The organism is Actinospineispora spinosispora DSM 44797, assembly GCF_000429025.1.
In the GTDB taxonomy this organism is placed as follows: Bacteria; Actinomycetota; Actinomycetes; order Mycobacteriales; family Pseudonocardiaceae; genus Pseudonocardia; species Pseudonocardia spinosispora.
In genome coordinates this window covers 335,368-351,155 of sequence record NZ_AUBB01000010.1, presented here as the reverse complement: position 1 = coordinate 351,155, position 15,788 = coordinate 335,368, and the positions used below count along the sequence as shown (strand labels likewise).

The window sequence follows — 15,788 nt, the reverse complement described above, 5'->3', positions numbered from 1 at the left end:
TTTTGTCCCCCTGGCCGTATCTCGTTCAGGCATCGCCTTGACCCGGATCACGGTCCGGCCCGGGGGCACTGTGACGGCCGACGGTGCCCGTCCCCGCCTCTGCCCCGCCGGTCTTGTCCGGGCCTCTACCAGCGGAAACAGTCGCGGGCTCGGGATCACGGACGGCGTCGGCCCCGGCCGACGGCCCAGTCAGCTCCTCGCGAGGTTTGCGCACGAACACCAGGTAGGCCACGGCGGCGACGAACACGACGACGGACACCACGACGTTGATCCTGATGTCGCCGAAGACCCGGGTCGCGGGGTCGGAGCGCATCCGCTCGATCCAGAACCGGCCGGCGGTGTAGCCCGCCACGTACAGCCAGAACGCGCGGCCGTGACCGAGCCGGAACTGGCGGTCCGCCCACACCACGAGCGCTGCGACGAGCAGGTTCCACACGAGCTCGTAGAGGAACGTGGGGTGCACGACCTCGACCGGCGTGTGGTTCGCGGCGATGCCGTTCAGATTGTCCGCGATCGACGTGCCGGGCAGGACCCGGTCGTAGATCTCCAGGCCCCAGGGCTGGGTGGTCGGCCCGCCGTACAGCTCCTGGTTGAAGTAGTTGCCGAGCCGGCCGATGGCCTGCGCGACGACGATGCCCGGGGCCACCGCGTCCGCGAAGAACGGCAGCGGGATGCCCAGGCGCCGGCAGCCGATCCACGCGCCGACCGCGCCGAGTGCGATGGCGCCCCAGATGCCGAGGCCGCCGTTCCACACCTTGAGTGCGTCGATGGGGTGTCCGCCGGGACCGAAGTAGGTCTCCCAGTCGGTCGCCACGTGGTAGAGCCGGCCGCCGATCAGGCCGAACGGCACCGCGAAGACCGACACGTCGAGAACGGCGCCCTTGGGGCCGCCGCGCGCGACGATCCGCCGGTCGCCCCAGGTGACCGCGACGACGATCCCCAGGATGATGAACAGCGCATAGGCCCGGATCGGGATCGGGCCGACATGCCAGACTCCCTGGTCAGGGCTGGGGATGTTGGCCAGTGCGGCGTCTACGAACAGTGGCCGATTCATCGGCGGACCCAGGTTTCCGCTGGGCGTGCCGGCGAACGGCCCTCGTACCTGGCTGCACTCGGGTCGTTCGCCGGTGCGTTCAGCGGGAAGCTGGGCCGTCGAGGGACGGTCACGGTTCGTGGACGTCGCACTGGATACGCGGAGAGCACGTCGTCACCGTACCCGGGCGATTCTGAGGCTCCGGTCGCAGGGTTCAGGCAGGCTGCGCCGCGCGGCGGCGCACTCCGCCCGCCAGTTCCCGGGTTAGCTCACGCAGCTCGTCCTCGCTCCGGCCCGCCGCGCTGACCAGCGCCGATCCGACGATGACGGCGTCGGCGAAGCCCGCGACCGTGGCCGCCTGCTCACCGGATCGGACCCCGAGCCCGAGGCCGATCGGCAGTGTCGTGTGCGGGCGGCAGCGCTCCACCAGCTCGCCGGCGGCGGCGCCGACGGCGTCGCGCGCCCCGGTCACCCCCATCACGGATGCCGCGTAGAGGAATCCACTGCTCGCCTCGGCGGTGCGCGCGATGCGCTCCTCCGTCGACGACGGGGCCACCAGGAAGATGCGGTCCAGACCGTGCTCGGTCGAGGCGGCGATCCATTCGTCGGCCTCGTCCGGGATCAGGTCCGGGGTGATCAGCCCCAGCCCACCCGCCGCGGCCAGGTCGCGCGCGAACGCGTCGACGCCGTAGCGCAGCACCGGGTTGTAGTAGCTCATCACGACGGCCCGGCCGCCCGCTTCGGCGACCCGCTCGACGACGCCGAGCACATCTTTGATGCGGGTGCCGGCGCGCAGCGCGGTCTCGGCGGCCGCCTGGATCGTCGGGCCGTCCAGCACCGGGTCGGAGTAGGGCAGACCGACCTCGACGAGGTCGGCGCCCGAGTCGATGACCGCGTTCAGCAGCCGAGCCGAGTCGTCCACCGTGGGATAACCGGCCGGCAGGTAACCGATCAGTGCGGCCCGGTGCTCGTCACGACACTCGGCGAACAACGTGTCGAGCTCACTCACCGTGGCCCCCCTCTGGTGCTCCGTCGAGCTTCGCCGGATCAACGAGGTTGAACCACCGTGCGGCGGTGTCCACGTCCTTGTCGCCCCGGCCGGACAGGTTGATCAGGATGATCGCGTCGGGCCCGAGCTCACGGCCGAGCCGCAGCGCGCCGGCGATCGCATGCGCGGACTCGATCGCCGGGATGATGCCCTCGGTGCGGGCCAGGAGCGCGAACGCGTCCATCGCCTCGGCATCGGTGATCGACTGGTACTCGGCGCGGCCGATGTCCTTGAGCAGCGCGTGCTCCGGGCCGACGCCCGGGTAGTCCAGGCCGGCGGAGATCGAGTACGACTCCATCGTCTGGCCGTCCTCGTCCTGCAGCAGGTAGGACAACGCGCCGTGCAGTGCGCCGGGGCTGCCCTCGCTCAGCGTGGCACCGTGTCTGCCGGTCGACACCCCGTCGCCGCCCGGCTCGTAGCCGAACAGCCGCACGTCGGCGTCGTCGAGGAAGGCGTGGAAGATTCCGATCGCGTTGGACCCGCCACCGACACAGGCGGCGACCGCGTCCGGCAGACGCCCACACCTGGCCAGCACCTGCTCGCGGGCTTCGAGGCCGATGACCCGGTGGAAGTCACGCACCATCGTGGGGAACGGGTGCGGGCCGGCGACGGTGCCCAGCAGGTAGTGCGTCGAGTCGACGTTGGTCACCCAGTCGCGCAGTGCTTCGTTGATGGCGTCCTTGAGCGTCCGGGAGCCCGTCTTCACGGACACCACCTCGGCACCGAGCAGCCGCATACGAGCGACGTTGAGTGCCTGACGCTCGGTGTCGACCTCGCCCATGTAGACGACGCAGTCGAGGTCGAGCAGCGCGGCGGCGGTGGCCGTGGCCACGCCGTGCTGACCCGCTCCGGTCTCCGCGATCACCCGCGACTTGCCCATACGCTTGGTGAGCAGCGCCTGACCCAGCACGTTATTGATCTTGTGGGAGCCGGTGTGGTTGAGGTCCTCACGCTTGAGCAGCAACCGGGCGCCGCCCGCATGCTCACCCAGCTTCGTCGCGTCCGTCAGCGGCGAGGGGCGGCCCGTGTAGTCGCGCTGCAACCGGTCCAGCTCCGCCAGGAAGACCGGGTCGAGCCGGGCCTTCTCGTACGAGGCGGCCAGCTCGTCCAGTGCGGCGATCAGCGCTTCCGGCACGAACCGGCCACCGTAGCGACCGAAGTGGCCGTGCTCGTCCGGCTCGTGTCCGCTGCGGGTACCGACGCCGGTGCTCGCGGTCGCGCTCATCGGACGGCCCGCGAGCACGAGGGGTGGAAGCCGGCCGCGACCAACTTGGTCACCGCCGTCCTCGGATCGCCACTGGTCACCAGGCCCTCCCCGACAAGTACCGCATCCGCGCCGTAGCCGGCGTAGGTCAACAGATCACCGGGCCCGCGCACGCCCGACTCGGCCACCCGCAGGATGTCACTGGGCAGCCCGGGGGCCAGCCGTGCGAACACCGAACGGTCCACCTCGAGGGTGTGCAGGTTGCGCGCGTTGACGCCGATCAGAGAAGCGCCCGCCTCCAGCGCGCGGTCGGCCTCCTCCTCGTTGTGCACCTCGACGAGCGCGGTCATGCCCAACGACTCGGCGCGATCCAGCAGCGAGGCGAGGACGTTCTGCTCGAGCGCCGCGACGATCAGCAGCACCAGGTCGGCACCGGCAGCGCGCGCCTCGTGGACCTGGTAGGTGCCGACGATGAAGTCCTTGCGCAGGACCGGCACGTCGACGGCGGCTCGGACCGCGACGAGGTCGGCCAGCGAGCCGTTGAACCGACGCTGCTCGGTCAGCACGCTGATCACCCGGGCGCCGCCCGCCGCGTACTGCTCGGCCAGCTCGGCCGGGTCCGCGATCGTCGCCAGCTCACCCTTGGACGGGCTCGCCCGCTTGACCTCCGCGATGACACCGATGCCGGGCTCTCGCAGAACGGCCATCGCGTCGCGCGGGGACGGTGCCGCGAGCGATGCCCGCTTCACCTGTTCGAAGCTCACCGCCGACTCTCGCTGTGCCAGATCCTCGCGAACGCCGTCGAGAATCGACTCCAGAACGCTCACCTGCAGCTCACCGCAGCGCGGCAGGCTCGCGTGCTCCGCTCACTCACGGAGGCGATCCCCCCTTCCGGGACCGGCCGTCGTGGCCGGCAGTCGTGGGTTGACTCCGAGGTGGACCTAAGAGTTGTGCGCCAAGCGCTCCAGTTGGAGCGCCGAACGCCCTCAGCAGGACGCTGTAAGCATGCTAACCGCGTCCGTTCAGCGCTTCGGCCCTGGGTCGGTGCCAGTCGACCGAGCGGTCGGATCGTCCCCGGCATCCAGGGCTTCCCACCAGTCACTGTCCCTGGCAGGAGTCTTGGTCTTGACCGAGGGGGCGGCGTAGCGGCGACCCATTCCGGGCATGTCGCGGGCCCACAAGACGATCGCCACACCGGTCAGGAGCAGCAGGACCCCTACCCCGAGCGGCACCAGCGGAGCAGCGGTCCGAACCGCCGGACCGGCCGGAACCGAGCCGACCGGAGGTGCCTCGGCGGCACCGAACGAGACCGGAACGGGCCCGAGCAACCAGGACGCGGAGAGCCAGCCGACCCAGGCGCCGACGGCTGCTACCACAACGCCGACGATCCGTCGAGCCCACCCCGAGGTCGCCACGAGCGCGGCCACGGCCGCGACCGCCAGCAGCGCTACACCGCCCAGTTCGGGCGCCAGGTCGGCCCCGGTGGCCCGCACCGTGACCGGGCCACGCAGCGAGCCGGTGAACTCGGCGGTGACCCATACGAGCCCGCTGGACACCCACAGCAGAAGGCCGGTGACCAACAGCGCCAGTACGGTGACCGCGAGCCGGCGCGGCGGGCTCAACCCCGATCCGAGCCCGGTGCGGCCAGTGTCTCCGCGGTGGCGATCGCGGACAGGACGGCTCGCGCCTTGTTCAGGGTCTCGGTGTCCTCCGCGACCGGATCGGAGTCGGCGACGATCCCACCGCCCGCCTGGACGTACGCGCGGCCGTCGCGGATCAGCGCGGTGCGGATCGCGATGGCGGTGTCGCCGTTGCCCGCGAAGTCGAGATAACCGACGATGCCGCCGTACAGCCCTCGCCGGGTGGGTTCGAGCTTCTCGATGATCTCCATCGCGCGCGGTTTCGGCGCCCCGGACAGCGTGCCGGCCGGGAAGCACGCGGTGACCGCGTCGAATGCGTTGCGCCCGTCGGCGAGCCGGCCGGTCACGGTCGACACCAGGTGCATGACGTGGCTGTAGCGCTCCACCTGGAAGAAGTTGTGCACCTTCACGGTGCCCGGCTCGCACACCCGCCCGAGGTCGTTGCGACCGAGGTCGACGAGCATGACGTGCTCAGCACGTTCCTTCTCGTCGGTCCGGAGGTCCTTCTCCAGCAGCAGGTCCTCCTCCTCGGTGTCGCCGCGCCACCGGGTGCCCGCGATCGGATGGGTCGTCGCGACACCGTCGCGCACCGTCACGAGCGCTTCCGGGCTGGACCCGACGATGTCGAACCGGCCGCCGTCGGCGTCCTGGAGCCGGAGCAGGTACATGTATGGGCTGGGGTTCGTCGCGCGCAGCACCCGGTAGATCTCCAGCGGGTCGACCGAGGTCTCCGCCTCGAACCGCTGCGAGACGACGACCTGGAACGCCTCCCCCGCCAGGATCTCCTCCTTGGCCGCCTCGACCGCCCCGCAGTGTTCCTCGAGCGTGCGGCGGCGCACGAAGCTCGGCTGCGCCGGTCGGTACACCGCGACCGTCGACGGTGCGGACGCACCGAGCTGCTCGGTCATCCGGTCGAGCCTGGCGACCGCGTCGTCGTAGGCGGCGTCCACCCGGTCCGGGGTGTTGTCCCAGTTCACCGCGTTGGCCAGGAGCGTGACGGTGCCCTCGTGGTGGTCCAGCGCGGCGAGGTCGGTGGCCAGCAACATGACCAGCTCGGGCAGCTTCAGGTCGTCCTGGGCCAGCTCCGGCAGCCGCTCCAGCCTGCGCACCACGTCGTAGCCGAGATAGCCGACCATGCCACCGGTGAGCGGCGGAAGCCCGGCGAACGGCTCGGTCTGCAGCTCCTCGACGCACTCGCGCAGTACCGCGAGCGGATCACCGCCGGTGGACAGCCCGACCGGCGGGTTGCCCATCCAGGTGGCCTCGCCGTCGACCTCGGTGAGCGCGGCGGCGCAGTGCGCCCCGACGAACGACCAGCGCGACCACGATCGACCGTTCTCGGCCGACTCCAGCAGGAACGTCCCCGGGCGGTCGCCCGCCAGCTTCCGGTAGAGCCCGACGGGTGTCTCGTCGTCGGCCAGCAACCGTCGCGCCACCGGGATCACCCGATGGCCGGCGGCCAGCTCGCGGAACTCCTCCCGGGTGGGTGTCACCACACCCAGCTGGCTGGTGCCGGTGTGCACCGAACTCGCAGTCATGCCGTCCATTGTGCCGGGTGTCAAGATGAGGCCGTGAGTGCAGCATCCGAATCCGCCGAAAGGCGTCGAGGCCGACGCCCCAGTGGCGAGGACACCAGGGCGGCCTTGCTGTCCGCGGCGCGGGCCGAGTTCACCGAACGCGGCTACCAGGGGGCCAGGGTGCGCTCGATCGCGACCTCGGCGGGCGTGGACGCGGCGATGGTCAACCACTGGTTCGGGGGCAAGGAAGGCCTGTTCGCGGCGGCACTGGAACTCCCGGTCAACCCGGACGCGCTGTTGTCGCGGCTGCTGGACGGCGATCCGGAAGGAACCGGCGAGCGGATCGTCCGCACTTTCCTCAGTGTGTGGGACGCCCACGACGGCGGCCCGTTCGTGGGCCTGCTGCGCAGCGTCGCCAACCACGACACCGCGGCCCGGATGGTGCGTGAGTTCGTCAGCGAGGTGATCTTCGGGAAGCTCGTCGGGGCGTTCTCGTCGCCGGACGCTGACCTGCGCGCCAGCCTGTGCGGCTCCCAGATGGTCGGTCTCGGGATGGCCCGCTACGTGATCAAACTCGAGCCGCTCGCCTCAGCGGACGTCGACACGCTGGCCGGCGCGATCGGACCGACCCTGCAGCGCTATCTGACCGGCTCGATCGGCTGATCCCCGGCGCCGGTCAGGCGGGCACGGACTCCGAGGCGAGCAGTACCTGCGCGTCGAAGCAGGTGTGGTCGCCGGTGTGGCAGGCGGCACCGGTCTGGTCCACGGTCAGCAGAATGGTGTCGCCGTCGCAGTCCAGACGGACCTCGTGCACGTACTGGGTGTGGCCGGACGTCTCGCCCTTGACCCAGTACTGCTGACGGCTGCGGGAGAAGTAGGTGGCCTTACGCGTGGCGAGGGTGCGGTCCAGTGCCTCGTCGTCCATCCAGGCGACCATCAGCACCTCGCCGGTGCCGTGCTGCTGCGCGACCGCGCACACCAGGCCGTCCTGGTTGCGCTTTAACCGCGCCGCGATCTCCGGCTTCAGACTCATGTGGCACGCTCCTCGCTTGCCGGAGCCTGCTCGGCCCCGACGGTCGTGGTGACCGGAACGGCCTGGTCCCGGGTCAGCTGATCCTGCTCCTCCTCATTCTGCCCTCCCTCGGATCGGGCGGTCGGCACCTCCCCCGGCGTCTGCTGGTCCGGCCCGGACGGCTCGGGCCCTCTGGCCTCGACGGGGCCCTGCTGATCCTCGATCGCGTTCTCCGAGGGCTCCCCACCCGGTTGCTCGTCGACAACGTCCGCGGCGGTGTCAGGGACCGCGACGCCCGTGGAGTCCGCCGAGGAACCTGTGTCGGACGCGGTGACATCGGGGACTGCATCCCCTGAGGTCGCGGCGTGGGCGACGGCGACCTCAGTGGCCTCAGTGGCCTCAGTGGCCTCGGAGACAGCGACCTGGGAGGCGTCGGCGTCAGGAGAAGCGGCGTCAGGAGAAGCGGCGTCAGGGCCGTCGGAGACATCGGAGACGGGAGAAGCGGTGTCGGAGGCCGAGGCGTCGGCAACAGAAGAGTCGGAGGCCGAGACCTCCGTGGCGTCGGAGGCCGAGGCGGCGTCCTCCTCATCGGTGGCCGGCTCGGCAGCGGGTGTCTGGTCGACTGAGGCTTCCTCGCCGGAGGACTCGGCAAGAGGCTCGGTGGCGGGCAACGGGGCGGGTTGCTCCGGCGCTGGTGCCGCGGCCGGTTCACCGCTCGGTTCGGAGATCGGCGGTACCGAGGCGGCGGCCTCCGTCGGTGGCGCCTCGGCGACCTGGGCCGGCTCGACCTCGGCGGCTTCCTGCTCGTCGTCCTCGTCTTCGTAGTCGTAGCCGGCGCCGAGCTGGAACAGCAGCACCAGGCTGTACACGTGCGCGGCGGCCAGCAGACCGGAGGTGACACGGATCAGCTCGGGCCGCCCACCCAACAGCAGCAGCACGTGCGCCAACGCACCGAAGATCGCCAGTCCCTGTGCGACGGGACGCACCGAGTACCAGCCGGACAGCAGAGCGGCCGCGATGGTCAGATCGGCGGCCAGCAACGCCAGGGGCAGCAGGACGTCGGCCTCGCCCCGGTGCATTCGCTGCAACAGCGCGACGCCCACGAACACGATGGCGAGCCCGACCAGCACACCGGCCGCCAGCCGTTCACGCCTGGCGGCCGCGAGAAAACTCACCGCACTTCCACCAGCTCGGCGCGCAGTGCGTCCTTCACCTCACTGATCCGCAGCTGGCCGAAGTGGAAGACGCTGGCGGCGAGCACCGCGTCCGCGCCGGCCCGGACGGCGGGACCGAAGTGCGACAGTTCCCCCGCTCCCCCGCTGGCGATCACCGGTACGTCGACCACCGCGCGGACCGCCGTGATCATCGTCAGGTCGAAGCCCGCTCGGGTCCCGTCGGCGTCCATCGAGTTCAGCAGAATCTCCCCGACGCCGAGCTCCTGGCCGCGTTCGGCCCATTCGACCGCGTCGATCCCGGTGCCGCGCCTGCCACCATGTGTGGTGACCTCCCAGCCGGACCGGGTCGGTGCATCACCCTCGGGCACCCGCCGGGCGTCGACGGACAGCACGATGCACTGCGCACCGAACCGTCGGCTCGCCTCGTGGAGCAGCTCCGGACGGGTGATCGCGGCGGTGTTGATGCTGACCTTGTCGGCACCGGCACGCAGCATCCGGTCGATGTCGTCGGTCGAGCGGATTCCCCCGCCGACGGTCAGCGGGATGAACACCTGCTCCGCGGTGCGCCGCACCACGTCGACCATGGTCGCCCGCTCACCCGAGGACGCGGAGACGTCCAGGAAGGTCAGTTCGTCTGCGCCTTCCCCGTCGTACACACCGGCCATCTCGACCGGGTCGCCCGCGTCCACCAGATCCAGGAAGTTGACCCCCTTCACCACCCGACCCGCATCCACGTCCAGGCAGGGGATCACGCGCACCGCAACGGCCATACGGCCACCCTAAAGGTTGCCCCGAACGGCTGATCCCGCCGGTCGCGGGTGCCCTCCACCGTGGCACAGTTCGGGTGTGGACGAGATCACCAGGCTCGCGGACAGCTCCTACCTGCTGCTGACCACCTTCCGCCGCGACGGAACACCCGTGCCGACCCCGCTGTGGGCCGCGCGCGACGGCGACAGCCTGATCGTCTGGACCGCCGTCGACTCGGGCAAGGTGAAACGCATCCGCCGCGACGGCAACGTCCGGCTTGCCCCCTGCACCGCGCGAGGAGTCCCGACCGGCGCCGACACCGCCGCGCGCGCCGAGCTGATGGACGCCGAAGGCTCGGACCGGGCCCGCAAGCTCATCGTGTCCCGCTACGGCCTGCTGGGCCGCCTCACCGTCTTCGGCAGCACACTGCGCAGAGGCACAGAAGGCACGATCGGTATCCGGCTGAAGCTCTAGAACGGGGGCGGATCGGGGTCGGTGATGGGTTCGCCCCTGGTCGGATAGATGCGGCCGAGTGGGCTCTTCCAGCGGAAGTAACCCGGTCGAGGTTGGGTGACCTTCCAGCCTCCTTTGTGTTTGAGTGCGTGATCGTGTGCGCAGGCGGGTGCCAGGTTGGTTGTGGTGGTGGGCCCGCCGTGCTGGATGTCGTGGGTGTGGTCGAGTTCGGACTGCACCGCTGATCGGCGACAGCCCGGAGCGGTGCAGGTGCGATCCCGAATCTGGGTGTACCGCCGCAGCGCACTCGCCGGATGTCGCCGCCCCGGCTGGGCATCCAACCTCTCTACCCGGTCCCGCTCGCGGAGCCGCTGATACTGGGCGGCGATGTCGGTGATCACCTTCGCCCAGGCTCGGGGTGGGTCTTTGACCAGCCGCGCGAGCATGGTGGCGGGGATCGCCAGTTCCACGATCCCGCCTTCGGCGCGGTAGCCGGGTGGGCCGGTGGCTGGTCGGCGGCGGGTGATGCCTTCGGCGATCAGATAGCCATCGGCGTCGGTGACCACCCACCGCCACTGACCACCATGCTGGCGGGCCGTGGCGCGCCGAGCGACCGACCCCAGAATCGGGCCCCAGCCAGGCAGCTCACCCGGCAGGTTGTTGAGCCCGGCAAGGGTGTCGAGCCGGGCCCGCACCTCGATCCCCGACACCCGCCCCACCATCTCGACCTGCTCTTCAGCGCCGGATTCAATCTCGCCCGGCTCGATGTCGACCGATTCCTCAGCACCCCATGCGGCGTCGACCAGCTCGACATCGGCCGGCTCGGTGTCCGCCCGTTCGGTGTGTGCTGGTTGAGTGGTCGGGGCTGGTGGGGAGGTTTCGGCCAGCAGCGCGGCGACCATCTGAGCGCAGGTCAGATGATGGAACCGCCCATCCAACAACCGCAGGAAGATATCGGCACGCAGCTGATCGATCCGGCCCGGATGCCCCGCACGTTTCGCGGCCAGCGCCAGCTTCGCAATCCGCTCAGTCGCCGCCGCGGCCTCATCCGGTGGCAGGCCGGTCGCGGTGACCGTGGCGGTACCCGCCGAGTCGAGGTAGCCCACCACCATCCGATCAGCCAGGGCCTGCTCGTACTGGTCCTCGGCCCGGTCCGGCTCCACCGTGATGATCAGCTTCAGGATTCGGGCCCGCAGTTGCCCGGTGGTCAACCCTGGCGCGATCGGCAGTATCCGGGCGATCACAGTGGCAGTCAGGTCTTCGGGCAGGCCGGCGAGGTGATGGGTGAACACCATCGCCCGATCCCGGTCGATCAGCCCCGCCACCATCGCCGCATGCACCGCCGGCAACTCCAGGCACAGGATCTGGGCGAAGTCGCATTCGGTCCGCGCCCGGTTCCGCGACAACGTCAAAGCGGCCCGCACCTCATCAGAGGCGTACTGCTCCGACCCCACAACCGAACCACGTTGCACCACCGTGGCGACCGCAGCCGTGTACAGCCCTTCGACATGCGCGCGCTGACGAGAACAGGCCTGCAGCACATCGACGACGTAGTCATCGGACACGGCGTTCATGTCGAGGGCGGAGAGGACAGCACCGAGGACTGGCCCGGCGGGGATACCCGCGAGCCAGGAACCGACCGACACCCCACCCTGCATGCCATCGATCATACGTTCGAACACCGACAAAAACAGGAAATCAGCAGGTCAACCAGCCAACAGACCCCAACCAGCGGCAAACGGTCACAGCCAGAACAAACGCGATCAGACCCACCCCGACCACCCACACAACGCGACCAGAAGAGGGGAGCGCCAAACCCGTCTCCCACCGCGACCACGACGACGCACACCTGATCAACGCCGCTCTCGACGTCCACCACGACGACCCCGAGTTCGGCTACCGCTACATCACTGCCGAACTCACCGGCCAAGGCTGGACGGCCTCACGCAACCGCGTGAACAGGCCCTGCACACTCCAACAGCTCTGCACGCTCCAACAGCTCTGGTCGGTCCACGCCCGCCGCCGCTGGAGCTCTCGCACAGAACTCCGTGTCAACCAGACGCTGGGCAGTCCCGAGAACTAGACAGACCGCTTACGCATCATGTTCATGGCAACCAGACTCACCGGAACCAGATCATCCTGATTGACGAGCTCGATCCGAGTACGCAGGATGCCGCGATCAGGCTTGGTGCGCGACGCCCGGGTCTCCAGGGTCGTAGTACGGAGACGCAACTGGTCACCGGGCCGGACAGGAACGGCCCACCGCAGCTCATCACCCCCTGGCGACGCGAGACTCGCCACCCGGGACAGGTAGTGGTCGGCGAGCAGCCGCATCATCAATCCACAGGAATGCCACCCGCTGGCGATCAACCCGCCGAACGGCCCGGTAGCGGCGAACTCACGGTCGATGTGAATCGGCTGCGGATCGAACTGCTCCGCGTAACGCACGATCTCGTCCTCGCTGACCGACACGTGGCCGTACTCGTACACGGCCCCTTCGGTGTAGTCCTCGAAGTACCGGTCCTCGGGTGGGACGGCGAAGTCGGTGGCGCTGAGTGTCCTGGTGCGCACGGCATGCTGCGTCATACGTCCACCCTGGCACAGCAACAATTCAGCTCACGCGCAACCGTCGTCACACCGTTCAGCTGGCCACCGACTGCGGCACGTCGACCCGCAGACCGGACAGGCACCGAGGCAGCGGCGTGCTGTGCAGCACTCCCAGCCGTTGGGTCGCCCGGGTCAGGGAGACGTACAGCTCGGCCGCGCCGGCCCGGGATCCGTCCAGCATGCGTTCCGGTTCGCACAGCACGACCGCGTCGAACTCCAGGCCCTTCGCGGCGTGCGGGGTGAGCACCGCGACGTCGCGTCCGTCGACGGTCGACGAGGAAAGCCCCGTCGGCAGCAGGGTCCCCGACGGCGCGATGACGGCCACCGTCCCCTCCACCTCATCGGTCAGTTCGCCCAGGGCGCGGCGCACCCCGTCGGCGAGCGTGCCCGGCGCGACCTCGCGTGCCCAGGGCGCCACACCGGTTCGCCGGACCGAGGCCGGCGGACGCAGGCTCGGGTCGACCTCGGCGAGCACCGAGGCCGCGACGTCCATGATGTCGGCGGGCGTGCGGTAGTTGACCGTCAGCTGCCGGTACGCCCAGCGCTCCGGCACGTGCTTGTCCAGCATCGACGACCAGGTCCCGGCTCCGGCGGGAGACTCGCGCTGCGCCAGGTCGCCGACGATCGTCATCGAGCGGGTCGGGCAGCGGCGCATCAGCGCGCGCCAGTCCATCTCGGACAGTTCCTGTGCCTCGTCGACCACGACGTGGCCGTAGGTCCAGTTCCGGTCGGAGGAGGCGCGCTCGGCGAGACTGCGCAGGTCCAGCTCTCCCTGGCGTTCGGCGAGCTGGTCGGCGGCCATCAGGTCGACCGCGCGCAGGACCTCTTCGTCCGGGTCCTCCTCGGTGTCGAGGATCTCCAGCACGCCCTCGGCGTAGTCGAGCTCCTCGGGGTCCACCGGCGGCTCCTCGTCGTCGTCCTCGGCGGAGATGAGGTAGTCGGCGGAGTAGTCGGCAGGCCCTTCCTCGGTCCCGTCGGAGCCGAGCATGTCGACCGCCTCGTCCAGCAGCGGGACGTCGGAGACCGTCCAGGCGCGGCCGTTCTCCCGGTACAGCGCCTCACGATCGTCGGAGGACAGCATCGTCGTGGCGACCTCGAGCCGGTCCCGTGAGCTGAACAGCTCGGCGAGCAGCCGCTGTGGCGTGAGCATCGGCCACAGCTCGTCCAGCTCCGCGGCGAGCGCGATGCTGCCGGAGAGCTCGGCACGGACGTCGGCGGTGAGGTTCTCGGCGAGCCCGTCGTCCTCCTCCGCCTCACCCAGCTCCGCGGCGACCTCGACGGCCATCGGGTCGGGCTGTTCGGGGTTCAGCCAGCCGGCGCCGATCTTCGCCACCGCGCGCAACGTCAGCGCCTCGATCACGTGATGGTCGAACACCGCGCGGGCCTGGTTGTGCACGAGACGGCTGGCGCGTGCCGCGTCCCTGGCCAGCGTGCCGATCTCGGCGTCCAACCACAGGGTCACGTCGTCGAGCTCGATCTCGATCGGATCGTCGTCGTGCGGGATCCGCTGGCGGTCCAGCACCGCTGCCTCCAGCACCTCGACCATGACCTCGCTGCCCTTGATCCGCGCGGCGTCCTGGCCGTCCTGACGTGCCGTGCGCACGCCGGGCATCAGCGTCCCGAGGGTCGTGAACACCACGTCGGTCTCGCCGAGCGCGGGCAACACGCCGCTCACGTAGTCGAGGAACCCGGGGTTGGGGCCGACCAGCAGCACACCGCGCCGGGCCATGCGCTCGCGGTGCTCGTAGAGCAGGTAGGCGACGCGGTGCAGCGCGACGGCGGTCTTCCCGGTGCCCGGGCCGCCCTCCACGACCACGACGCCCGTCGATCCGAGCCGGATCACCTCGTCCTGCGCCGCCTGGATGGTCGCGACGATGTCTCGCATGCCGTCGCTGCGAGCCTCGCTGATCGCGGCCAGCAGCGCCGCGTCCGAACCGTCGTCCTCGCCGGAGGCGTTGTCGCCGAACCGTTCGTCGGCGAAGTCGACGAGCGCGCGGCCCCGGGTGCGGAACCGGCGGCGACGGGAGATGCCTTCCGGGTTCGCACCCGTGGCCGTGTAGAACGGTCGCGCCACCGGCGCCCGCCAGTCGATCAGCAGCGAGCGGCTGACGTCGACCTCGGTCGACTCGGCCTGCTCCGGGCTGTTCGCGGTGTCGTCCTTCGACAGGCCGATGCGACCGACGTGCAACGGGCCGTCGCGCTCGGTGTCGATCCGGCCGAAGCACAGCCCGCTGTCCGCGACCCGCAGCCTGCGCTTGCGATCCGACCAGGTGTCCACGGCCGCGTCCCGCAGCCAGCGAGCTTCGAGGCTGGTCTCACCGCTGTCCTGCAGCGCGGCGTCCAATGCCTTCGACACCCACACCCGTTCGGCGTCCAACCGCTTGTACAGGCCGACCAGGTAAGTCTGCTCTTCGCGCAGTTCTCCTTCATGGCGAGACACCGCATGACGAGACGACTCATGATGAGAGTTGGACAACAAAACCCCGCATCCGCTATAATTCGCGCCGAATTTCGTCGGCTCTCTCAATCGTCAATAATAGCGGGCGAAATGCGCCGGCGTTTCCACGCCGAAGCCGGGACCTCTCAGCTCTGCGCCACCGCGGTCAACGCCTCGGGAAGCGTGAACCGGCCCGCGTACAGCGCCTTGCCGACGATCGAGCCCTCGACGCCCTCTCCCACCAGCCCGGCGAGCGCCACCAGGTCCGCGACCGTGGATACGCCACCGGAGGCGATCACCGGCGCATCGGTGGCCTTGCAGACATCACGGAGCAGCTCGAGGTTCGGCCCGCGCAACGTGCCGTCCTTGCTGACGTCGGTGACGACGTAGCGGGCACAACCGTCGGCGTCCAACCGCGCGAGGGTCTCCCACAGGTCACCGCCGTCGGTGGTCCACCCACGCGCGGCGAGCCGGTGCCCCTGCTCGGTGATCCGCACGTCGAGACCGACAGCGACCCGGTCGCCGTGCTCGGCGATCGCCTTCGCGCACCACGTCGGGTCCTCCAACGCCGCGGTACCGAGGTTCACCCGCGCACAACCGGTGCTCAGTGCCCTGGCCAGCGACTCGTCGTCGCGGATACCACCGGACAGCTCGACCGCGACGTCCAGCCGGCCGACGACCTCGGCGAGCAGCTCGGCGTTCGAGCCACGACCGAAGGCTGCGTCCAGGTCGACGAGATGCACCCATTCTGCGCCGTCTCGCTGCCAGGCCAGCGCGGCGTCCAACGGGTTGCCGTAATCGGTCTCGGTCCCGGCAGCGCCCTGGACCAACCGGACGGCCTGACCATCGGCCACGTCCACGGCCGGCAGAAGTACGAAGCTCACAGGCCAGCAGCGTAGTAGTTGCCCTGTCGCC

The 15,788-nt window shown here is 70.1% G+C and carries 15 protein-coding genes; 2 read left to right on the top strand and 13 right to left on the bottom strand.

Annotated elements, in window-relative coordinates; genetic code table 11:
• Positions 1-25 precede the first annotated feature (25 nt).
• The 6 genes from lgt to G406_RS0105445 form a co-directional block, all read right to left on the bottom strand.
• Complete coding sequence (lgt, locus tag G406_RS44785) at positions 26-1,054, bottom strand: prolipoprotein diacylglyceryl transferase (protein ID WP_051341674.1); 1,029 nt, start codon at positions 1,052-1,054, stop codon at positions 26-28.
• A gap of 193 nt (positions 1,055-1,247) precedes the next feature.
• Positions 1,248-2,042, bottom strand: a complete 795-nt coding sequence (gene trpA / locus G406_RS0105465) for a tryptophan synthase subunit alpha (protein ID WP_028933049.1) — start codon at positions 2,040-2,042, stop codon at positions 1,248-1,250.
• A complete protein-coding gene (trpB, locus tag G406_RS0105460) occupies positions 2,035-3,306 on the bottom strand; it encodes a tryptophan synthase subunit beta (protein ID WP_028933048.1) in 1,272 nt (423 codons plus the stop codon). The genes trpA and trpB overlap by 8 nt, the downstream gene beginning before the upstream one ends.
• Positions 3,303-4,112 (bottom strand): indole-3-glycerol phosphate synthase TrpC, encoded by an 810-nt coding sequence (gene trpC / locus G406_RS0105455; RefSeq protein WP_028933047.1) that lies wholly within the window; start codon positions 4,110-4,112, stop codon positions 3,303-3,305. The genes trpB and trpC overlap by 4 nt, the downstream gene beginning before the upstream one ends.
• A gap of 195 nt (positions 4,113-4,307) precedes the next feature.
• Positions 4,308-4,907 carry a Trp biosynthesis-associated membrane protein gene (locus G406_RS44780; RefSeq protein ID WP_037075165.1) on the bottom strand — a complete coding sequence of 200 codons (600 nt, stop codon included), beginning with the start codon at positions 4,905-4,907 and terminating at the stop codon, positions 4,308-4,310.
• The gene (locus tag G406_RS0105445) at positions 4,904-6,463 is read right to left on the bottom strand and encodes an anthranilate synthase component I (protein WP_028933046.1); all 1,560 of its coding nucleotides are present in this window, start codon (positions 6,461-6,463) and stop codon (positions 4,904-4,906) included. Before G406_RS0105445 ends, G406_RS44780 begins: the two co-directional genes overlap by 4 nt.
• A gap of 33 nt (positions 6,464-6,496) precedes the next feature.
• Here G406_RS0105445 and G406_RS0105440 point away from each other — a divergent pair, with 33 nt between their 5' ends.
• Positions 6,497-7,105: a TetR/AcrR family transcriptional regulator gene (locus G406_RS0105440; RefSeq protein WP_028933045.1), complete on the top strand. Its 609-nt coding sequence runs from the start codon at positions 6,497-6,499 to the stop codon at positions 7,103-7,105.
• Positions 7,106-7,118: 13 nt separating this feature from the next.
• On the opposite strand, the gene hisI is transcribed toward G406_RS0105440, so the two are convergent.
• From hisI to hisF, 3 genes are read right to left on the bottom strand one after another with little or no spacing between them, the layout of a single operon-like run.
• A complete protein-coding gene (gene hisI / locus G406_RS0105435; protein ID WP_028933044.1) occupies positions 7,119-7,475 on the bottom strand; it encodes a phosphoribosyl-AMP cyclohydrolase in 357 nt (118 codons plus the stop codon).
• Positions 7,472-8,629, bottom strand: a complete 1,158-nt coding sequence (locus G406_RS0105430) for a hypothetical protein (protein WP_028933043.1) — start codon at positions 8,627-8,629, stop codon at positions 7,472-7,474. The genes hisI and G406_RS0105430 overlap by 4 nt, the downstream gene beginning before the upstream one ends.
• Positions 8,626-9,399, bottom strand: a complete 774-nt coding sequence (gene hisF / locus G406_RS0105425; RefSeq protein WP_028933042.1) for an imidazole glycerol phosphate synthase subunit HisF — start codon at positions 9,397-9,399, stop codon at positions 8,626-8,628. The genes G406_RS0105430 and hisF overlap by 4 nt, the downstream gene beginning before the upstream one ends.
• A gap of 76 nt (positions 9,400-9,475) precedes the next feature.
• Between hisF and G406_RS0105420 the strand changes: the two genes are divergently transcribed.
• On the top strand, positions 9,476-9,850 hold the full coding sequence (locus tag G406_RS0105420) for a PPOX class F420-dependent oxidoreductase (RefSeq protein WP_028933041.1): 375 nt from the start codon (positions 9,476-9,478) through the stop codon (positions 9,848-9,850).
• On the opposite strand, the gene G406_RS0105415 is transcribed toward G406_RS0105420, so the two are convergent.
• The 4 genes from G406_RS0105415 to priA all read right to left on the bottom strand — a co-directional run bounded on the left by G406_RS0105415 (position 9,847) and on the right by priA (position 15,757).
• Entirely contained in the window at positions 9,847-11,487 is a 1,641-nt protein-coding gene (locus G406_RS0105415) for an HNH endonuclease signature motif containing protein (protein WP_169736613.1), read from the bottom strand. The two genes, G406_RS0105420 and G406_RS0105415, sit on opposite strands and share 4 nt — an antisense overlap.
• Before the next feature lie 421 nt (positions 11,488-11,908).
• A complete protein-coding gene (locus G406_RS0105410; RefSeq protein ID WP_037075164.1) occupies positions 11,909-12,415 on the bottom strand; it encodes a MaoC family dehydratase in 507 nt (168 codons plus the stop codon).
• 55 nt (positions 12,416-12,470) lie between these two features.
• Positions 12,471-14,876, bottom strand: a complete 2,406-nt coding sequence (locus G406_RS0105405) for a UvrD-helicase domain-containing protein (RefSeq protein WP_156934687.1) — start codon at positions 14,874-14,876, stop codon at positions 12,471-12,473.
• A gap of 143 nt (positions 14,877-15,019) precedes the next feature.
• Positions 15,020-15,757 carry a bifunctional 1-(5-phosphoribosyl)-5-((5-phosphoribosylamino)methylideneamino)imidazole-4-carboxamide isomerase/phosphoribosylanthranilate isomerase PriA gene (gene priA / locus G406_RS0105400; RefSeq protein ID WP_028933037.1) on the bottom strand — a complete coding sequence of 246 codons (738 nt, stop codon included), beginning with the start codon at positions 15,755-15,757 and terminating at the stop codon, positions 15,020-15,022.
• Positions 15,758-15,788: the final 31 nt, after the last annotated feature.

Bases quoted from the DNA above. Each gene is read 5' to 3' on its own strand.
- G406_RS0105445 (WP_028933046.1), bottom strand. From the start codon at position 6,463: ATGACTGCGAGTTCGGTGCACACCGGCACCAGCCAGCTGGGTGTGGTG.
- lgt (WP_051341674.1), bottom strand. From the start codon at position 1,054: ATGAATCGGCCACTGTTCGTAGACGCCGCACTGGCCAACATCCCCAGC.
- hisF (WP_028933042.1), bottom strand. From the start codon at position 9,399: ATGGCCGTTGCGGTGCGCGTGATCCCCTGCCTGGACGTGGATGCGGGT.
- G406_RS0105410 (WP_037075164.1), bottom strand. From the start codon at position 12,415: ATGACGCAGCATGCCGTGCGCACCAGGACACTCAGCGCCACCGACTTC.
- trpB (WP_028933048.1), bottom strand. From the start codon at position 3,306: ATGAGCGCGACCGCGAGCACCGGCGTCGGTACCCGCAGCGGACACGAG.
- hisI (WP_028933044.1), bottom strand. From the start codon at position 7,475: ATGAGTCTGAAGCCGGAGATCGCGGCGCGGTTAAAGCGCAACCAGGAC.
- G406_RS0105415 (WP_169736613.1), bottom strand. From the start codon at position 11,487: ATGCAGGGTGGGGTGTCGGTCGGTTCCTGGCTCGCGGGTATCCCCGCC.